This window comes from Chryseobacterium sp. JUb7 (assembly GCF_024806495.1).
Taxonomy (GTDB): Bacteria; Bacteroidota; Bacteroidia; order Flavobacteriales; family Weeksellaceae; genus Chryseobacterium.
Map to the genome: position 1 here is coordinate 15,388 of NZ_JANUFF010000019.1, position 18,762 is coordinate 34,149.

The window sequence follows — 18,762 nt, forward strand, 5'->3', positions numbered from 1 at the left end:
CTTTGAAGCATGAATTGGGAGAACATTGCCGGACAGGAAAACCTGAAAAAACTTCTCAGAGACAGTATCGCCGAAAACAGAGTGAGCCACGCCCAGCTTTTCACAGGAAAAGAAGGATATGGTACACTGCCTATGGTTCTGGCATATGCTAAGGAGGTTTTGAGTCAGGAAAATGAGCATGCCGCTTCAAAAGTAGAGCATTTGAATCACCTTGATTTACATTTCAGTTTTCCCGTTTTTACAGATAACAGAAACTCTTTAAGTAAAAATAAATTCGAAGAATTCAGAGAGATGATCATGACTTCTCCATATGCAAGTTATGATGACTGGACAGCTTTTCTGGAATCTGAAAATAAGCAGCTTTTCATTTCAGCTGATGAAATTGATGATCAAAATCAAAAGTTCTCTCTTAAGAGTTTTGAAGGAGGTACCAAAATTCTGATTGTATGGAGAGCAGATAAGATGAATGTGGCCGCATCCAATAAATTCCTTAAATTTTTGGAAGAGCCACCTGCGAAAACAATTATTCTTCTTACCGCAGAAAGTACCAACGATATTCTTCCAACGATTCTTTCCAGAACACAGATTGTGGAAGTTCCCAGAATCCAGGATGAAGATCTGAAGGCTTATTTGAAAAAGAAATTTAATATTTCTGATGAAAAAATAAGAGAAATTACTCACGAAGCTCAGGGAGATTTAAATGACGCTGTAAAGCTTTTGAATTCGGGAAGCAAGGATGAAGAGTTTGAGAAATTATTTATCCAGTGGGTGCGTGATGCTTTTATGGTGAAAAAGAAACCTGGCTTTTTGAAAAACATCATTTTGTGGGCAAGAGAAATTGCAGGCTGGAACAGAGAAAAACAGAAGAATTTTTTAAACTACTGTTCGGAAATTTTCAGACTGGCATTGCTTCAGAATTATCAGTCGGAAGGTTTGGTGTATAAAAAAATTGATGCCAATGGATTTAACTGGGCAGGCTTTTCAAAATTTATCAGTGGGGCAAATATTGAAAATATTCTGGAAGAAATCAATACCGCCGATCTTCACTTAACGCGAAACGGAAATCCTAAAATAATCTGGACCGATTTAGGCATAAAATTATCAAGATATATCCATAAAAATTCATAAAAATAGACTCCGGCAGATTGCCGGAGTTTTTTATTTCATAATCAATAAAGAAACTGTAATTTTTATACTTCCAAATTTTTAAATTACTCCTTTAACATGCTTTCTGGTTAATATTTGAATGATATTTGTGCTTAAACTTACAAAATCTATAATGTTTATTAGTTTTATAAATATTACATAAGTGTTTATCAATGAATTAGTTATAATAATTAATATTAAAAATATATTAAAAAATCAATCAATCGTTTGATTTATCAGAAATCCGTTGTACATTTGCGCCTTGAAAAAATGAGAGTATAAATGATTTCAAAAGAAGAAAATATATTATATGCTGCCGAAAAGCTCTTTGCCGAGTTGGGTTTTGAAGGAACTTCCACGCGGGAGATTGCTAAAGCAGCGAATGTAAATATTTCTATGATCTCGTATTATTTCGGTTCAAAAGAAAAGCTTTATGAAAAATTAGTTGAATACAGGATGAATGAGGGGCAATTCTTTTCGAAAGATATTTTGGAAAGAACCGATATCAACGAATGGGAAAAAGTAGAAAAAATTGTTGACCAGTTCTCAGGAAGGGTTAGGCACCATAAATGTTTCTACAGAATCATGCAGCGGGAGCAACTTCATACCAAGAATCCTCACATGATAGAATTTTTGAAGCAGACAAAAATGGGGTTTCTAATGATGTATTCAAAAATATTGGAAAGTGGTTTGGAAAAAGGAATTTTTACGAAGAACCCTCCAATTTATCTTCTTCATTCTACTATAAGCGGAACTTTGTTTTATGCATCCAATGCAAAGGAAATGTATAAAGAATTCCTGAATGATACAGAAGAGGAAGAAGCTTTTGACGAAAAGTTTTACACAGAACTTAATAAACATATTAAATATTTACTAAAAGACCTTTTAGGTTATGAAGAGAATAAATAACTCAGTCCTTGCACTTGCCCTATTTGTAGGGTTTGCAAACACAAATGCTCAGGAGAAAAAAACTTTGACTCTTGATGAAGCCGTGCAGTTGGGTATCCAAAACAGTAAAAATCTGAAGATCGACGCAGCTAAGATCGAAGAGGCTACCGCTGATCTTCTGGAAGCAAAAAACAGACAACTTCCCGAATTGAAAGTTTCAGGAAGCTATATGTACCTTCCGATAAAACCGAATGTTGATTTAAAACTTCCCGGAGTTTCCGCAGCGGGTGGTCCTGAAGTCCACCAGGTCGCTTACGGATCTGCTAATCTGAGTGTTCCCATCTACAGTGGCGGAAGAATAAAATACGGAATTCAATCGGCAAAATATCTGGTGGAAGCATCGAAATTGAGCACGGAGAATGATAAAATAGCCATTGCTTATAATGTAGCTCAGGCTTATAATAACTTATTTAAAGCCAACCAGTCTATTAAAGTTTTAGAAGAAAATCTTACAGCTTCTCAAAAGCGTGATGAAACTTTCCTTAAACTTGAAAACAATGGAGTTATTGCAAGAAATGATCGTTTGAAAGCTAATCTTCAGACTTCAAACATTGAGCTGCAATTGCTGGAAGCTAAAAATAATTACAATATTGCCAATATCAATATGGATTTATTATTAGGTATTCCTGAAACCACTGAGATTGAGGTTGACCAAAATTACATCGAAGAAGGAGAAGAGGTGAAACCTGTTGACTTTTATGTAAACGAAGCAAGAGAAAACCGTAAAGACCTTCAGGCTTTGGCACAGCAGAGAAAAGCTGCTGAGTTGGGATCGAAAGCAGCGAAAGCAGAAAATCTTCCTTCTATTGCATTTACCGGAGGCTATGTAGCAGCTGATATTCCTAAATTTCTTACGATTTACAATGCGGTGAACGTAGGAGTGGGAATTTCTTATAATTTATCAAATATCTGGAAAGAAAATTCTTCATTAAAGCAGTCTCAGGCAAGAGAAAAGCAATTGGCGGCCAACAATGAATTATTAAATGATAATATTAAGCTTGATGTCAACAGAGAATACCAAAATACAGATTATTCTAAAAAGAGAATTTCTGTTTTCGAAAAATCTGCTGAACAGGCTAATGAAAACTACAGAATCACAAAAAACAAATATGAAAACGGTCTGGCAACCATGACGGAATTATTGGATGCTGATGCCGCTCAGATTGCCGCAAATGTAGGAGTTATTAACGCAAAAGCAGATGCAGCACTGGCGTACAGAAAATTATTACAGACTACCGGAACTTTAACAATTAAATAAAATTAAGAACTATACCAACAATGGAAAATAATAATACACAAGCGACTGAACCTAAAAAGAAAAAAAGTTTAGTATTCCCGATAATTTTGGCGGTTGTCGTAGTAGTAGGAGGGATCTACGGATACAGAACATACTCTTACGGACAAGTTCATGAAGAGACTGATGATGCTCAGATTGCTTCCAATCTGGCACCTGTAATTTCTAAAATTTCAGGATATGTAACGGAAGTTAAAGTAAAAGACAATCAGTTTGTAAAAAAAGGTGATACGCTGGTTATTTTAGATAACAGAGATCAGAAAATGGCTCTTCAGCAAGCTGAAGCTGCATTGTCTACTGCAAAAAGTAATATTTCTAATGCACAGGCTTCAACAACGGCGACTTCAAAAAATATTGGTTCTTCTGAAGCGGCAGTAACAACAGCAAATGCACAGATTGAAGCTGCAAAAGTGAACGTTTGGAAAACGGCCCAGGATTTAAAAAGATATTCTGTATTGGTGAAAGATCACTCGATTACAGAACAGCAGTATGAACAGGCTTTGGCCGCAAAACAAACGGCTGACAGACAGCTACAGGTTTTGGTTGATCAAAGAAATCAGATTGCTCAGCAAACCAATATCGCTTCTTCTCAGACAGCTGCAAGTTCTCAGCAAATCAGTGTTGCAGGATCTGTTGCCAAACAAAGAGAAGTTGATGTGGAAAATGCAAAATTAAACCTGTCATATACGGTAGTTGTTGCTCCTGAAGACGGTTTCGTCGGAAAAGTTCCAATTCAGGCAGGACAGTATCTTCAGGCGGGATCTCAGTTATTTGCTTTGGTTAAAAACGACCAAAAATGGGTGGTGGCTAACTTCAAGGAAACTCAGGTTGACAAAATGGTGGAAGGACAAAAAGTGAAAATCGAGATCGATGCTTTCCCTGACCAGGAATTTGACGGAGTGGTAAGCTCATTCTCTCCTGCAACAGGTGCTACTTTCTCTATTCTTCCTCCGGATAACGCAAGTGGAAACTTCGTAAAAGTAGTTCAGAGACTTCCTGTAAAAATCGATTTTGTAAACCTTGATAAAAACATTGCAAAAAGATTGAGAACAGGAATGAACGTAAAAGCAGAGGTTTCTTTGAAATAACATAATATCATAAGTGAATTGTCAATTTTGCAGAGGAAGTCAAATTGTGAATGAAAATGAAGTAGTAAAATTGATCATGAAGTTTGATGCCGGTCTTGTGGAAGATTTCAGTAATGAAGGGGAAAATGAGGCAATGAAGTTGATGATGAAGAGGAGTTTTGCAGATGGATTTGAATGCAGAAGCAGAAAACTGACGATGAAATAGACACCGGTTTTGTAGATGAAAATCAATGATGGGTTGGAAATGAAGTAGTAAAATAGACAACGTAGTTGATTGATAATTGACAATTCACTTTTAAAAAATAATTAAAATATTAAGGAATTAGGAGATTTGGAAATTGCTGTATTGGTGGGATTTTTAATGATTAAATTTAATTTAGAACATTAAAATGTCTTCAGTCGGTTTAGCCAAAACCTAAATTTTTTAAACCACATTAATACAGAAATTAATGATTAATAAAGAACAAAGTTAGTTAGTAAAAAACTTGTTCTGATTTTTAAAAATTTCTGAATCTCATAATCTCTTAATTTTTTAATACCAATAAAAAACTATGCAAGATTCATTAGTAGAATATGGAGCCCGAAGAGTAATCATCACGATTACGGCAATTCTTTGTGCTCTGCTTGAGATTGTAGACTCCACGATCGTAAACGTTGCCCTGAACGAGATGAAGGGGAATCTGGGAGCTACACTTTCTGAAGTCGGCTGGGTGATCACAGCATACGCTATCGGTAACGTAATTGTTGTACCGATGACAAGCTGGCTGTCGCAACAGTTCGGACGAAGAAACTATTTCGCTGCTTCCATCATTATATTTACCATATTTTCCTTTCTGTGCGGAAACGCAACAAATATCTGGGAGCTGGTATTTTTCAGACTGATGCAGGGAATCGGTGGAGGAGCCTTGTTGGTAACTTCACAGACCATTATTACGGAATCTTATCCGATTGAAAAAAGAAGTATGGCTCAGGCGATTTATGGTCTTGGAGTAATTATTGGTCCTACATTAGGGCCGCCTCTTGGAGGATATATCGTAGATAATTTCAGCTGGCCGTATATTTTCTATATCAATATTCCTATCGGGATTGCAGCGACTTTAATGACACTTCAGTTTGTGAAAAGTCCGAAATATGCTGAAAAACGTAAAGCTTCAGATGTAGACTGGCTGGGTATTGCATTATTGGCTGTTACCGTAGGTTCATTGCAGTATATTCTGGAAAGAGGTCATGAAGAAGACTGGTTTGCCAGTGGATGGATTGTATTATTTACAGCGTCAGCAGTCTTAGGATTTATTTTATTTCTGTGGCGAGAACTCACCTTCAAATATCCTATTGTAGAGCTTAGGGTTTTGAAAAACAGTAATTTAAGAATCGGTACCGTCATGTCCTTTGTATTAGGATTCGGATTGTATGGTTCTACCTTTATTGTTCCTTTGTATACACAGAGTATTTTAGGGTGGACGGCTTTGCAGTCAGGAGCTTTGATGATTCCTGCAGCACTGACTACAGCTTTCATGATGCCGATTATCGGTAGACTGTTGGCAAAAGGTGCGAAACAGCAGATTCTTGTTGCTTTAGGATTATTCATCTTCTTTGTATACAGCTTCTGGGGTTACAAAATCCTGACGCCGGATACCGGTAAAGATGCTTTCTTCTGGATGTTGATTGTAAGAGGAGCAGGTCTTGGATTACTGTTTATTCCGATCACTTCACTGTCATTAAGTACATTGAAAGGTCAGGAAATTGGTCAGGGAGCCGCATTTACAGGGATGATGAGACAGCTTGGAGGTTCATTTGGGATTGCAGCAATTACTACGTTTATTGCTAATGCCAGTCAGAAGTACAGGGTGAATTTAATTTCGCATCTCGATGAAACGGATTTTGCAGTTCAGCAGAGATTACAGGCTTTAAAAGGAAGTTTCATGGCAAAAGGAATGACTCCAGATGCTGCGATGAATGCCGCATACAAAATGCTTGATTTATCGGTGACGAAACAGGCGACTGTACTTTCCTACATGGATGTTTTCCTTTATTTAGGAGTAATATTCTTAATATGTATTCCGTTTATCCTCTTTATTAAAGAGAGAAAAAGCAAAGAAAAAATAGATTTAAGTGGTGTACACTAAATTTTATTTGAATAATAATAAAACCTCCGCAATTGTGGAGGTTTTTGTATTTTAACACTAAGTATTAACAGCCAATTCCGGCATTGTCATGCTGAGCCCGTCGAAGCATCATTGAAAGGATAACTTTCCGTATTCCTCTAAATCCATTTAGGTGAGTTTATAACGTAAACCTTCATGTTAAATTATTCATTATAAAAGTCTATTCCCAGCACTGTCATGCTGAGAAGCATTATTGAAAGCAGAGAGCCTTCAATACTATAAATAAATCATTAAACTATCTCACAAATAACTTCTATCCCCATCTTCCCACTTCCTTACCCCTTCATTCTTTCCTTATGAAGATTTCCCCATTTTTCCAATTCTTCAATGATTGGTCTCAGCTGATATCCGACTTCTGACAGCTCGTATTCCACTCTTGGTGGAACTTCCGCAAATACAGTTCTTGTCAGTATTTTGTCTTCTTCTAACCTTCGTAGCTGAAGGGTAAGCATCCGTTCTGTGATATTACCGAGTTTCTTTTTCAATTCTCCAAACCTCAGCTTACCGTTGATGAGGTAACAGCAGATGGCAAGTGCCCACTGTCCGCCGATTACATTGGAAGCATATAATTCCGGACATTCGTCTGACAGTGCTTTTTTATTGGCAAAATTGGTTGATGTTTCCTTTATTTTAGTCATTACTTACATTTTTTATAGTACCATACAATTGGTGGCTAATATCCGAAATGTAAGTTACACCTATTATTTTTGTAAAAGAAAATTTTAAATATGAAAACATTAATAATCGTTATTCATCCCCATATGGAAACCTCTGTGATTAATAAAAGATGGATAGAAGAACTGAATAAATTTCCCGAGAAATATAGTGTTCATGAATTATATAAAGCCTATCCCAACGGAGAATTTGATGTTGAAAAAGAGCAGGAGCTGATTGAATCTTATGACAGGATTGTGTTTCAGTTTCCGTTTTACTGGTTCAGCAGTCCGCCTCTTTTGAAAAAATGGTTTGATGAGGTGCTTTTATACGGATGGGCATATGGAAGCAAAAGCGGATACAAAGTAGGAGGGAAGAAGATTGCTCTGGCTATATCTACCGGAATTGATGATGAAGGTTTTAGTGCTTCGGGAAAATATAAATATACCATGAATGAGCTGACGAGACCTTTCGAACTGACTTTTGAATACATCCATGCTGATTATAAAAAACCTTTTGTCTATTACGGCTTGGAGCAGGATCCTTCTCAGGAATGGGTAGAAAGAAGTGTACCGATGTATCTGGACTTTATTGATCGGTTATAAATTTATATAGATTAAAAAATGCTTCGACAAGCCTCAGCATGACATTGCTAATATTAAACGCTAAATTATGCGTAAGATTATTAAAAAATGTCATGCCGGGCCCGTCGAGGTATTTTAATTTTTAAATTAAATTATTCAATTTCTGCAGTCCATTCAATACCGCTGATGTCAATCAGTTTTAAGGTATGGATCTTTTTCTGATCTGAAATGTCATCAATATGTACTGTCAAATCAGCTTTTGACCCCAATGGAATAATTAAACTGTGTTTTCCCGGCTTTACTTTTGCCACATAATGATTGAAGATATTTTCTTTTTGAAAATGGGAAAGTTCAGAATGGTTTAATGCTTTTAAAATCTTTCCGTTTTCATCTAAAATATGAACTCCGATAAGAAATGAGCCATAAACATCTACTCCTTCGGTTCTGTAAATCTGAAATTTAAGATCTTTGTTCTTTAATGAGATATTTGAGATTTCAATCTTGGGTTTTACAGATTTATTGTGCAGTTTACCCCAAACACCTCCATGAAAATACTGATTGGTGAAAAGCGTTAATCCAAAAATGACGATCGAACCGGCCAATACAAAAGCTTTCGCGTTATTCATAGGAAGATTCCCAGATCCGAGCCACTGAAACCATTTTTTGTGGGTAAATTTTAAATTTTTCTTTAAAAAAAACTCATCAACGGAATAAAAACTGCTTCCGGTGAGAAATAACGTGAATCCACCGGCAATGCCCAAAATACCAATCTGCCACTCATCCAGACAGGTTGTTCCGATCCATCCTGAGCCAAGCAAAATTCCCAATGCAAGACCGAAGACTCCAATACTCATTAATCGGGTAAATACACCAAGGATGAGACATAATCCTACGACGGCTTCTATGATAGTAAATGTCATCATAGAGGTTTGTAATGCATCAGGATGGGTGACCAGATATTCTATAATAGGTTTGATTCCTAACGCATTTGGAAGAAAATGGTTGAATTTTTCACCGATATAACCTGCTTCATCAGGAATTAATTTATTTTCGAGGATAAGCCTTCTCCAGAAAGCCGAAAAGTATGTCCAGCCAATAACAAGGCGAATGGACAAAGAGAATAAACCCGCCAAATGATAAGGCTGAGTTGTTGTATTATTGTTCATGAATGATATTTTATTACGAATTGTTGTTAAAAATGATTTTGAAATAAATCTAAATCAGATGTAACTTCAACCGTTTGAATAAAATATATTTCGGAGGACTGTTTCCTGTACTGTTTTTTGAATAATGATGAAGCGGGATCTGTTCTTTTTCTGAGATCGCCTGAATCAGAAAGCATGGAAAATCTTCCGTTCTTAATTTAAAATCCGCTTTTGAAAACAGAGTTTTTGAAGATGCATGATGGAGATTAAAAGTACAGCCTGCTGTGGAACTAACCGTTGTTTTGGTTTTGTTTAAAGTGCTTACATGCTGAATATCAAAAATACCAAGCAGATCTCTTTTAACGGCACACGGCGACAGCGAAAACATCAGAAGTAAGATTACTACAGCTGTTTTATAAATGGCGATATGTGCTTTGGGATGTAACACTTTTACAAATCTAAGATTTATTTAAGAAATATCTTGAAATCATTTCTTAATAAATCTAACAGTTCCTTAAACGAAATCAGTTCATCCACATTGGGATATATTTTTAAGTAATCTTCCGGGTTTGAATACGAAAATTCATTTTCATTTTTTTCGTTCTTTATTTTCACGTAATAAGAAATTCCATCCAAAATATGAGTGGTTTGTATTGATGAAGTGATCTCATCTTCAATTATATTGTAATCATGTAAGTTTTTTTTAAGTTTATAAGTAAATGCTTTCCATTGAGGAAGATAAATGACACTTGTATCAAGAATTTGAAGCCAGACTAGCTTAGGGTTTTTTAATGGATTTAACGTAATCTTATCTATTACTAGTTCGTCTTCTCTATTTTCTGAAATGTCGATCGTCTCATAAAATTCGGCTTTCCAGTTTCCTGAATCATCCATGTAAAATCTGAATAGCTCTACACCCGAAGCTAATGCAAACCGCTTATAAACCCGAATTTCATTTTTGTTGAATTTCAGATCTTCTATTTTTAAAACTTTATCAAGCTCATTCGTAGACTGAGAATGCAAATAATGTATTGAAAATATCGTAAATAATAGTAAAAATAGCTTATTCATTAGATGGTTATAAACTCCCAAAAATACCAATTATTTCTAATGATTGACAGTAAAATAGGACTAAGATGTTGTCTTTTATATTGATGAGAAGTAAATATGAAAATACTTTAAGCATAAAAGAACCTGCTCAATGAGAACAGGTTCGGAATAACCTAACTTAAAATCAAGGGAACTGTAATCTGAAAATATTCTGTTCCCTAATCACTTTTATAAAGACATTTGTATTTTTAAGTGTAATGAAAAGCGAGGGAGAATTTCATTACAAAATATCATATTTTTAATTGTTGATATAAGATGCATTAAAAGACAAAGACATAATCCGGCAACTCATCTGAGCTCCTGATGTAGTCCCGTTGTTAAAAGACCGGGTCATTCTAACATCAATGGTATGACTGCCTGCAGATAGAGCTTTAACAGTACTGAACGTGTATTGAGCATTACTTCCTCCCTGATCTTTTTCCTGAACTATTAAATATACATTAGTGGGCGCACCGTCGATAAACAGCCTTGCTTCATAATAAGCGGCCCCGCCTCCCGCAGGAAAACCTCCGTAATCTACCCCTAACATTACATTGATAAATACGGCCTTGCCTCCGCTTGGTATATTCAGAGTTTGTGTAGAAGTCGGAATTGTGGTATAAGCCGTATCATTAACAAGGAAAGCTGTATTTGATGTGTTGGCGACCTCCGCTGTAACGACACTTGGGGTAGAAGGCTTCGGAACGGTAATAATAGTACCGGAAGAGTCAACACCCAAAGGTTGTCCGCTTGCTGAAACGGGAGTTGCTGAGGTGAGATTCCTAAACTTTAAACCACTTGTATTTGCAATCCCGGAATTCACTTCCATCAGATCACCAGGATCTGCAGTTCCTATACCGACCCTTCCTGAAGAACTTGTTGTAAAATCATTGAGTGCCTGAGCGGATGTCGGAGCCCCGGAAGAATTGTTGTCTTTAGCACCGTCTACATGAAAAGCGGTCTGAGGATTATTGGTATTTATTCCCAACTGTGCAGATAAAGTATTGATGACTAGAAAACCTGCCAATAATAGATACTTTTTCATAAATTCTTAATTTAGGAAAGAAGCATTAAATGACATTGAAATAGGTCGGCATACATTTACAGTTCCTGCTGGCGTACCATTATCTAAAGTTCTCCTCATCCTGACATCAAGGGTGTGGGATCCTGCTGAAAGTTCTTTCACGGCGTTTAAAGTATATTGAAGTTGCTGCCCGCCTGTATTCGGACTTGCTGTTGAAAGAGGCTCCTGAGTAATAAGATAGGTATTGGTGGCAACACCATCAATATAGAGCATCGCTCTGAAATAGCCTGCTCCTGTTCCTGTGGGAGTAGTTCCGACAAAATCTATACCCAGCATAAAGTTAATGAATACCGCTTTATGATCGGTAGGAACATTGATGGTTTGTGATGATCCTGAGACTATAACGTCTGCATTGCTGACCACATTAAAATCTGCACCTGTTGTGGAAGCTACTTCTGCAGTTGTCACACTTACTGCGGTAGGGTTGGGTAGGGTTACAATATTTCCTGAAGCGTCTACTCCAATGGTTTGTCCTGTCGAAATAGGTGTTGCAGAAGTCAAATTGGTTAGTTTAAGTCCGCTTGTATTGGAGGTTCCCGAATTAATTTCCAGTTTTGCTGTCGGAGTTGTAGTTCCTATTCCTACATTGCCTGCATTTGTAACGACCAAATCATTGAGTTGCTGAGCGGCAGTCGGTGCACCAGCACTGTTGTTATCTTTAGCTCCGTCCACATGAAATATCCCTTGCGGATTGGATGTGTTTATTCCCACCTGTGCGAACGAAGCTCCAAAAAAAAGAAGAGCAGACACTACAGTAATTTTGTTTTTCATTGTTTTAAAATTTTAATATGCTTGACATTGGATGCAAATTTATCGGAAGACTTGGTTAAAAAAAAGTGATAGGCTATTGTTTTTCGGAAAAAAGAAAATATTTTGTTTTTAAAATATTGATTTACAGTTAAATGTTGTGGTGTTTAAAATTTGTAATAATTTTTGTCAGAACGGTGGTTTTGTATTTTCTTTGTCCTGTAATTTTTTTATTGGCTTTAATAATGATGATTGTTTAGTGTAAAAATTTAATATAAAATAAAAAATGTCATTAAAAAAAACAAAATTAAATGGATGTTTAATAGGTCTATGCTACACCTGCCTTTGAACTTGTATAAGTTTTCCGAAAAAGATTTAAAACCTATCATGGGTAAAAATATCTGATTGGAAGATCATATTAGCTTAAAGCTGATGTTTGGGTGCCCGACACAATGATATTTATTTATAATGGTCGTTAGTTGCTCAGTAAAGAGACTGATATGAAGACTGTCAGGAAAATAAAAATACGGAAGAAAATCTCCCGTATTCAGCTTACCAACCTATTGTTCCACAGATGATATTTTAAAACATGTGTTTCGTAAATTCTGTCAAGTCTTTACCCATCTTAATGGATCATTGATGTGGTTTATTGCTTTACAAATTTATCCTGACCAGCTCTTCTCAGAAAGAAAGATGCTTTCCATTTTCGAAAAAGAGAAAGTTTTTATTTTTAAGTTGTTGATTTTTATTACTTTTAATTGTGTTGAAAATGGGATGTAAATCTTGAAAAATAATAAAATTCAATTTTTTCGAGTGGTGGATTTGAATAAACGAGATCCTTACAAAAAGATCTGCACCAAAAAATGGTACAGATCAATGTAAAAAATTAATAATTGTATCGAAATTACTTTTTATTATTCTTTGCCTCTTCTTGTTCGATAAAAGTAATAAATGTAGAAGGTGAAATTCCTGTAAGGGATTTAAAAACAGTAGCAAACTTACTGTGGTATGCAAAGCCGCATTCTTCAGCCAAAGCTTTCACCTTATATTTTCGGTATTTTGATGAGGTATTCAGTTTGTGGATGATGTAATTGATCCTCAGTTTATTGATATAGCTTTTAAAATCAGCGCCTTTGTGTTTTTTAACAACATAAGAAATATACCGGATATTGGTGTTGAATTCCGCAGCCAAAAATGAAAGAGAAATAGAAGGGTTGTTAAACATTTCATCTTTTTCAAAATGATTGAGCTGTTCGAGGATTTTGGCTTCTGTTTCTTTGCTGATGGCTATGTCCATCTGTTTACTTTCTGTATTTGCCTCTTCTGTAACGGTTTCTTGTTCCACATTTTCGGTTTCTTCCATTTCTGAGGTGATTATACGGGATTCCAAAACGTATTCTTCCTTTTCTTTATAATGATTAATAATGCTTTTAAATTTTTGGTATTCTTCTTTTTGCCTCTTTCTATTCATGATAAAAATGATCATCAGGCTTAAAATTGATAAGGTAGCAATACCGAGAACAATATTTTTTTTACTGTTCCAGTTTGCATAATGATCTTTTTCTATTTCAATTTTATTGTAGTCTTTATCAACCGTTTTATTATATTTAGTCTCCGTTTTCTTAAATACTTCTACGTATTTTTTTCTATAAATATTGGCTTTTTCGTAATCTTTTATATCGTCATAGTAATGTGCAAGTCCATCATATGCTGTTCTTTTTGCTGCCGGGTGATCAGACGTTTCAGCATATTGCAATCCTTTTAGAAGGTATTTTTCTGCATCAGGATATTGTTTTTGATTAGTTTTTGATATCCCCAGTCCGATAAAGCTTAATGCGCTGCCAATATATCCTTCCGGTAAAATTTCTATTGCTTTTAGATGATAGATATCTGAATTTTTGTAATCGTGTAATTCCAGATAATTTTCTCCCAGGAGCTGATAGGTTTTCCCCAGATTAATTTTATCATCAGGTATTTTTGATAGATAATCGAGAGATTGGTTAAGGTTCTGAATGGCCTGTCTGTAATTTTTTTCTTCCATTTCATAATAGCCCAATTCCTGATAAAACAGAGACTTTACCTGTGCTTTTTTTTGTTCATCTGTAATTTTATCGGCCAATTCAAGACCTTCATCTGCATATTTTTTTGCCTTATTATTAAGGCCTATAATTCGGTATTCAGAAGTTAACAGACCTCTTATTTTTGCCTTTAAATCTATGTTTTCCGATGTGTCGAGAATGGTTTTTGCTTTTTCTGCAAATTTTATACTTTCTTCATTTTTATTTTGCTGCAAATACAGGCTGGCTGTCAGCATAAGACCTCTTCCTCTATGCTGAGGAGTTGTTGCAGCAGCAGTCATAGAATCGGCAATTTTCAGCGCGCGATTGATATCTTTTCCGGCAACATCTCTCATTGTTTTCATATAAAGCTGCTCAAAAGGGTCATTATTTTTCTGAGCCCATAGTATAGTAGAATACAGGAAGATGATAATTAGTATATTTTTAGCCATAGTTTAATTAAATGTTAATTTTTTTCCTGTATAATTCTATTTTGATTAATTTTAACAAAGATATGTTAAAAAATAAGTATTATGATTAAATTTATTGTTAAATATGGTAGGTGCTGGAAATGAGATTTTTAATTTGTAAAATTTACATACGGCAGATAAATTATTTATTGTTTGATTTGGAAATTTCGTCAAAACAGCTACGAACAAACTCAATAAGGCTACCTTTTAATTTTTGTTTCTGAAGATCTTTGCTGTATCAATTTTAAATAAGATTAACATGCAAAAAACAATTTTCATCACAGGAGCTTCATCAGGACTGGGAAAAACTACTGCAAAATTATTTCATTCTAAAGGCTGGAAAGTCATTGCAACGGTGAGAAACCCTGAAAAAGAGACAGAATTGGATCAATTTGAAAATATAAAGGTTTTTAAGCTTGATGTTTCAAAGAAAGAGGAATTGGAAAATACGGTTTTTGAAATTCTTAAAAATTATTCTGTGGATGTCGTCCTAAATAACGCAGGATACGGTTTGATCGGACCACTGGAAGCATTTTCAGATGAACAGATTCAAAGACAGATCGAAACAAACTTAATGGGTGTTATTCGTGTAACAAAAGCGTTTACGCCTTATTTCAGAGCAAAAAATGAAGGTGTTTTCATTAACATTACTTCTACATTCGGCTTAATGGGCTTTCCGACTTGTTCGGTTTACAGTGCTACAAAATTTGCCGTCGATGGCTTTTCAGAATGTATGGCTTATGAACTTGCTCAGTTTAATGTTAAAGTGAAAGTTGTTGCTCCCGGCGGAATTCAGACTGATTTTGCAGGCCGCTCTCTGGATGGAGCTTTTCATGAATCTTATCAAAAATTAATCTCAAAAGTTCAGGAAGGTTACAGTCCGGAGCAGGTTGCAAAATATTCAAAACCTGAAGATATTGCACAGACTATTTTTGAAGCAGCCACAGACGAAAAAGAGCAGCTTCGATATGTTGCCGGAAAAGATGCTAATGAACTGTACTCTGAAAGAATGAAAAATGGTGTTGAAAATCAGGTGCAGAAAGTGAGATCTGGATTTGTGTTTTAAGGTTGGAAGAGGGAAGAGGAAGGTTGTGGGCGTGTTTTAATTGGGGTGCCCTTTGATGAATATTTTTAAAAACCTGACAGGTCTGAAAAATTAATAGTTATCTTTTAAACTTCCAGCTTCCCTCCTCCAACCTTCTAACTCAAAAAACTTCTCCTGCCAGACAGTTGTCATAAACCCACCTTATATTTGCATTATGAAAATAAAACTTCCGGTACATTTTAGATCTCTGTCGGCATTACATCAGGCGATGGGACTGGAAACTCCGTTACATCCGCTGATCAGTGTGATAGATTATGGTCATGCGAAATTTGATCCTGAAGATTTTGCAAATGGAATACAGCTGGATTTTTATAAAATTTCATTTAAAACACAATTCAATGGCAAAATTCGTTACGGACAGGGATATTATGATTTTGAATCTGGCGGAATGTCATTTGTTTCTCCGGGACAGATTTTGAAAATGGATATGGAAGAATCCGATTATAGCGGAATGTCTTTACATATTCATCCTGATTTTCTCAGATCTTATGCGGTTATTCAGAAAATAAAAAAATATGGTTTCTTTTCTTACTCGGCTTCGGAAGCGCTTTATCTTTCAGAAAAAGAGAAGAAAACAATCACCACCGTTTTTGATGCTATTCAGAGCGAGCTTGATGAAAGAATTGATCATTTCAGTCAGGATGTGATTATTTCTCAAATTGAATTGTTACTGACATACAGCAACCGTTTTTATAACCGGCAGTTTATCACAAGAAAAGCCGTAAACAGTGATATGCTTTCTAAAATGGAAAATATTCTGAATGATTTTTTTGATAACCAAAAAGGAATAAAAGGACTTCCTACGGTAGAGTATATCGCTTCACAACTGAATCTTACTCCAAGATACTTAAGTGATATGCTCCGTCATGATACCGGACAGAATGCCCAGCAACATATTCATGACCGATTGATCGAAAAAGCAAAGCAATATTTATCAGATGAGCAGTTGTCGGTTTCAGAAACGGCTTATCAACTGGGTTTTGAACATCCTCAGTCATTCAGTAAATTATTTAAAAAGAAAACGGAACTTAGTCCGAATCAATATAAAGAATCAATACAAAAAAATATAAATGGATCAAAATAATTTTGAGAGCATCATACAACGCTCTCTGGATATCAGAGACAAATATCACCAGCTGGAAATTCAGCAAAATGGAAATGAGTGGACTGTAGAGCAGGATGCTTTGGCCTTTCTTTCCGATGCAGGATTGGTGGGAAGAGATGTAATGTCACATCAGAAAACATGGACAAAACCTGATTCTGCAGAAGAACTGGAGCATAAATTAGGGGAAAATATCTGGTGGCTGATTATCCTGGCAGACCGAACCGGAATTGATATCAAGGATGCCCTTGAAAAATTTTTAACTAGAACTGAAAATATACTGAAATGAGTTATTGTCTGGCAATTAACGGAATGCAACCGGAAAGCAGAAGAGAACTGCACAAAAAATACCATGATAACCATTATGGTTTCCCTATTCATGATGATAATGAACTGTTCGGAAGATTAATTATGGAGATCAATCAGGCTGGCTTAAGCTGGGAAACAATTTTGAAAAAAGAGGAAAGTTTCAGGCTGGCTTATGATCATTTTAATATTCAGAAAGTAGCAGCTTATACCGAGGAAGACCGTGAAAGATTATTAAGTGATCCCGGCATTATCCGAAATAAATTAAAGGTGAATGCTGCTATTGAAAATGCAAAAACAATTGTTGAGCTGCAAAAAGAATTCGGATCTTTTGAAAAATGGCTGGAGCATCATCATCCTAAAACTCTTCAGGAATGGATGAAATTATTTAAAAAGACCTTCAAATTTACCGGCGGTGAGATTGTCAATGAATTTTTAATGAGTATTGGTTATTTGAAAGGGGCTCATTCGGAAAATTGTGCTGTTTACAAAGATATCTTAAAGCAGAAACCCATGTGGAAAAGTGAATAATATCTGGGTGTTTCGACTCCGCTCAGCATGACGTTGTTAAAAAATACGATTAATTAGATAGTAATATTAGAAATGTCATGCTGAGCCTGCCGAAGCATATATTGTACTGATTCTACTTCAGACTTCTCACCGAAATATCAGGTTTCTCACCTTGCGGAACAATGAAAATCGCATCATCACTTATTGTATCTCCTGCATCAAAATAGTAACTTCCAGTGATCGGAATGACGCTGCTGACAAATTTTCCTGATTTATCATAAGCGGAATAGGTGACATTGATGATTTGTGCTTTCATCTTCAGTTCGATCTTTTTTGAAGTCAGTTTTGCACCGGTTGCATTGATGCAGTCGAGTTCTACCAGTCCGATATTATTGACGATTTGCGGAAAAGAAGAAAGTCTGATCGTATAAGATTTTTCAGAATTATTTTTTACGGAAGCAGAAACTTTATAGCGGTCAAATGGTTTTCCTCCTGCCTGTACTGTTTCTTTGTTTAAAATATTAAATGTAACACTCATTCCGTTGACATCAATGGTTTGCCCGTCTGATATTTTTTGAGCATTGATATAGTTCCCGAAATTGGCAGCTAAGAAGAATATAAATAATAGAATTGAGTTTTTCATAGGATAATATTTGATGGTTATAAGTATTAAATCTACGAAAAATATGACGTCAAATCATTTTATTACTTAAAATTAATCCCAAATGAAAGGTCTCTCAATGCCCATTGTTCTGAGATAAGATAAAAACTGTCCTGCATGCACAGATTCGTGATATCCAATTCTTAAAAGATAAGCTCCGAGTAATTTTTCAGTTCCGTTTCCGGGATGGATAATGATTGTTTCTGAAAGCTCTTTTTCAGAAAATTTTCCGATGCTTGATAAAAAATTTTGCCGGTGAGGTTCTGCAAATTCAAGTTCATCTTCTACATTGAGAAATAATTTCCCTTCCCAGGGTGTTTTATAATTGCTCATATCTTCCTGATTGATGATCATATTCCAGCCATAATCGGCCTGCAGAACATGTCTTATCATTTCGATTGCAGTCATGGCATCAGGGTCGGGTTTCCAGTGATAGAATTCTTCGGGAAGTCCTTTCCAGAGAATAATACTCCGTCTTCGGGTTTCATTGAGATGATGGAGAATCAGATCATTGTGTGTCATGGTGTTTTTGATTTAAATATTTTTAGAATTATTCCTGTTAGGCAAAAAGAAATCCGAGTATGAAAATGGGTAACCAGAAGATAAA

20 protein-coding genes are annotated in these 18,762 nt (G+C 35.6%); 11 read left to right on the forward strand and 9 right to left on the reverse strand.

What is annotated here, in order from left to right; genetic code table 11:
- Positions 1–9: 9 nt before the first annotated feature.
- From M2373_RS21560 to M2373_RS21585, 6 genes are all read left to right on the forward strand, one after another.
- Positions 10–1,128, forward strand: a complete 1,119-nt coding sequence (locus M2373_RS21560) for a DNA polymerase III subunit delta' (RefSeq protein ID WP_259113423.1) — start codon at positions 10–12, stop codon at positions 1,126–1,128.
- A 300-nt stretch (positions 1,129–1,428) separates the two neighbouring features.
- Entirely contained in the window at positions 1,429–2,055 is a 627-nt protein-coding gene (locus tag M2373_RS21565) for a TetR/AcrR family transcriptional regulator (protein WP_259113425.1), read from the forward strand.
- Entirely contained in the window at positions 2,039–3,352 is a 1,314-nt protein-coding gene (locus M2373_RS21570; RefSeq protein WP_259113427.1) for a TolC family protein, read from the forward strand. Before M2373_RS21565 ends, M2373_RS21570 begins: the two co-directional genes overlap by 17 nt.
- Before the next feature lie 20 nt (positions 3,353–3,372).
- Positions 3,373–4,476 (forward strand): HlyD family secretion protein, encoded by a 1,104-nt coding sequence (locus M2373_RS21575; RefSeq protein WP_259113429.1) that lies wholly within the window; start codon positions 3,373–3,375, stop codon positions 4,474–4,476.
- Positions 4,477–4,522: 46 nt separating this feature from the next.
- Complete coding sequence (locus M2373_RS21580; RefSeq protein WP_259113430.1) at positions 4,523–4,681, forward strand: hypothetical protein; 159 nt, start codon at positions 4,523–4,525, stop codon at positions 4,679–4,681.
- Positions 4,682–5,027: 346 nt separating this feature from the next.
- Positions 5,028–6,602: a DHA2 family efflux MFS transporter permease subunit gene (locus M2373_RS21585; RefSeq protein WP_259113432.1), complete on the forward strand. Its 1,575-nt coding sequence runs from the start codon at positions 5,028–5,030 to the stop codon at positions 6,600–6,602.
- A gap of 314 nt (positions 6,603–6,916) precedes the next feature.
- On the opposite strand, the gene M2373_RS21590 is transcribed toward M2373_RS21585, so the two are convergent.
- Positions 6,917–7,279, reverse strand: coding sequence for a helix-turn-helix domain-containing protein (locus tag M2373_RS21590; protein ID WP_259113433.1), 363 nt, complete (start codon positions 7,277–7,279; stop codon positions 6,917–6,919).
- A 90-nt stretch (positions 7,280–7,369) separates the two neighbouring features.
- On the opposite strand from M2373_RS21590, the gene M2373_RS21595 reads away from it, so the two are divergent.
- Positions 7,370–7,900, forward strand: coding sequence for an NAD(P)H-dependent oxidoreductase (locus tag M2373_RS21595; RefSeq protein WP_259113435.1), 531 nt, complete (start codon positions 7,370–7,372; stop codon positions 7,898–7,900).
- Between the two features lie 131 nt (positions 7,901–8,031).
- On the opposite strand, the gene M2373_RS21600 is transcribed toward M2373_RS21595, so the two are convergent.
- The 6 genes from M2373_RS21600 to M2373_RS21625 all read right to left on the reverse strand — a co-directional run bounded on the left by M2373_RS21600 (position 8,032) and on the right by M2373_RS21625 (position 14,453).
- Positions 8,032–9,045, reverse strand: a complete 1,014-nt coding sequence (locus M2373_RS21600) for a TQO small subunit DoxD (protein ID WP_259113437.1) — start codon at positions 9,043–9,045, stop codon at positions 8,032–8,034.
- Positions 9,046–9,094: 49 nt separating this feature from the next.
- Positions 9,095–9,472 carry a hypothetical protein gene (locus M2373_RS21605; RefSeq protein ID WP_259113439.1) on the reverse strand — a complete coding sequence of 126 codons (378 nt, stop codon included), beginning with the start codon at positions 9,470–9,472 and terminating at the stop codon, positions 9,095–9,097.
- A 17-nt stretch (positions 9,473–9,489) separates the two neighbouring features.
- Positions 9,490–10,095 (reverse strand): hypothetical protein, encoded by a 606-nt coding sequence (locus M2373_RS21610; RefSeq protein WP_259113441.1) that lies wholly within the window; start codon positions 10,093–10,095, stop codon positions 9,490–9,492.
- 277 nt (positions 10,096–10,372) lie between these two features.
- Positions 10,373–11,158, reverse strand: a complete 786-nt coding sequence (locus tag M2373_RS21615; RefSeq protein ID WP_259113442.1) for a hypothetical protein — start codon at positions 11,156–11,158, stop codon at positions 10,373–10,375.
- A 6-nt stretch (positions 11,159–11,164) separates the two neighbouring features.
- Entirely contained in the window at positions 11,165–11,968 is an 804-nt protein-coding gene (locus M2373_RS21620) for a hypothetical protein (RefSeq protein ID WP_259113444.1), read from the reverse strand.
- Positions 11,969–12,848: 880 nt separating this feature from the next.
- Positions 12,849–14,453, reverse strand: a complete 1,605-nt coding sequence (locus M2373_RS21625) for a helix-turn-helix domain-containing protein (RefSeq protein WP_259113445.1) — start codon at positions 14,451–14,453, stop codon at positions 12,849–12,851.
- 277 nt (positions 14,454–14,730) lie between these two features.
- On the opposite strand from M2373_RS21625, the gene M2373_RS21630 reads away from it, so the two are divergent.
- The 4 genes from M2373_RS21630 to M2373_RS21645 all read left to right on the forward strand — a co-directional run bounded on the left by M2373_RS21630 (position 14,731) and on the right by M2373_RS21645 (position 17,515).
- A complete protein-coding gene (locus M2373_RS21630; RefSeq protein WP_259113447.1) occupies positions 14,731–15,537 on the forward strand; it encodes an SDR family oxidoreductase in 807 nt (268 codons plus the stop codon).
- A gap of 193 nt (positions 15,538–15,730) precedes the next feature.
- Positions 15,731–16,660, forward strand: a complete 930-nt coding sequence (locus M2373_RS21635) for an AraC family transcriptional regulator (RefSeq protein WP_259113448.1) — start codon at positions 15,731–15,733, stop codon at positions 16,658–16,660.
- A complete protein-coding gene (locus M2373_RS21640; protein WP_259113450.1) occupies positions 16,647–16,967 on the forward strand; it encodes a MazG-like protein in 321 nt (106 codons plus the stop codon). Before M2373_RS21635 ends, M2373_RS21640 begins: the two co-directional genes overlap by 14 nt.
- Positions 16,964–17,515 (forward strand): DNA-3-methyladenine glycosylase I, encoded by a 552-nt coding sequence (locus M2373_RS21645; RefSeq protein WP_259113451.1) that lies wholly within the window; start codon positions 16,964–16,966, stop codon positions 17,513–17,515. The genes M2373_RS21640 and M2373_RS21645 overlap by 4 nt, the downstream gene beginning before the upstream one ends.
- A gap of 112 nt (positions 17,516–17,627) precedes the next feature.
- Here M2373_RS21645 and M2373_RS21650 read toward each other — a convergent pair whose 3' ends face one another.
- A complete protein-coding gene (locus tag M2373_RS21650) occupies positions 17,628–18,137 on the reverse strand; it encodes a hypothetical protein (protein WP_259113453.1) in 510 nt (169 codons plus the stop codon).
- Positions 18,138–18,209: 72 nt separating this feature from the next.
- Complete coding sequence (locus M2373_RS21655) at positions 18,210–18,677, reverse strand: DinB family protein (protein ID WP_259113455.1); 468 nt, start codon at positions 18,675–18,677, stop codon at positions 18,210–18,212.
- Between the last annotated feature and the right edge of the window lie 85 nt (positions 18,678–18,762).

Coding starts and splice junctions, on each gene's coding strand:
- M2373_RS21560 (WP_259113423.1), top strand. CDS start 10: ATGAATTGGGAGAACATTGCCGGACAGGAAAACCTGAAAAAACTTCTC.
- M2373_RS21565 (WP_259113425.1), top strand. CDS start 1,429: ATGATTTCAAAAGAAGAAAATATATTATATGCTGCCGAAAAGCTCTTT.
- M2373_RS21570 (WP_259113427.1), top strand. CDS start 2,039: ATGAAGAGAATAAATAACTCAGTCCTTGCACTTGCCCTATTTGTAGGG.
- M2373_RS21575 (WP_259113429.1), top strand. CDS start 3,373: ATGGAAAATAATAATACACAAGCGACTGAACCTAAAAAGAAAAAAAGT.
- M2373_RS21585 (WP_259113432.1), top strand. CDS start 5,028: ATGCAAGATTCATTAGTAGAATATGGAGCCCGAAGAGTAATCATCACG.
- M2373_RS21590 (WP_259113433.1), bottom strand. CDS start 7,279: ATGACTAAAATAAAGGAAACATCAACCAATTTTGCCAATAAAAAAGCA.
- M2373_RS21595 (WP_259113435.1), top strand. CDS start 7,370: ATGAAAACATTAATAATCGTTATTCATCCCCATATGGAAACCTCTGTG.
- M2373_RS21600 (WP_259113437.1), bottom strand. CDS start 9,045: ATGAACAATAATACAACAACTCAGCCTTATCATTTGGCGGGTTTATTC.
- M2373_RS21610 (WP_259113441.1), bottom strand. CDS start 10,095: ATGAATAAGCTATTTTTACTATTATTTACGATATTTTCAATACATTAT.
- M2373_RS21615 (WP_259113442.1), bottom strand. CDS start 11,158: ATGAAAAAGTATCTATTATTGGCAGGTTTTCTAGTCATCAATACTTTA.
- M2373_RS21620 (WP_259113444.1), bottom strand. CDS start 11,968: ATGAAAAACAAAATTACTGTAGTGTCTGCTCTTCTTTTTTTTGGAGCT.
- M2373_RS21625 (WP_259113445.1), bottom strand. CDS start 14,453: ATGGCTAAAAATATACTAATTATCATCTTCCTGTATTCTACTATACTA.
- M2373_RS21630 (WP_259113447.1), top strand. CDS start 14,731: ATGCAAAAAACAATTTTCATCACAGGAGCTTCATCAGGACTGGGAAAA.
- M2373_RS21635 (WP_259113448.1), top strand. CDS start 15,731: ATGAAAATAAAACTTCCGGTACATTTTAGATCTCTGTCGGCATTACAT.
- M2373_RS21640 (WP_259113450.1), top strand. CDS start 16,647: ATGGATCAAAATAATTTTGAGAGCATCATACAACGCTCTCTGGATATC.
- M2373_RS21645 (WP_259113451.1), top strand. CDS start 16,964: ATGAGTTATTGTCTGGCAATTAACGGAATGCAACCGGAAAGCAGAAGA.
- M2373_RS21650 (WP_259113453.1), bottom strand. CDS start 18,137: ATGAAAAACTCAATTCTATTATTTATATTCTTCTTAGCTGCCAATTTC.
- M2373_RS21655 (WP_259113455.1), bottom strand. CDS start 18,677: ATGACACACAATGATCTGATTCTCCATCATCTCAATGAAACCCGAAGA.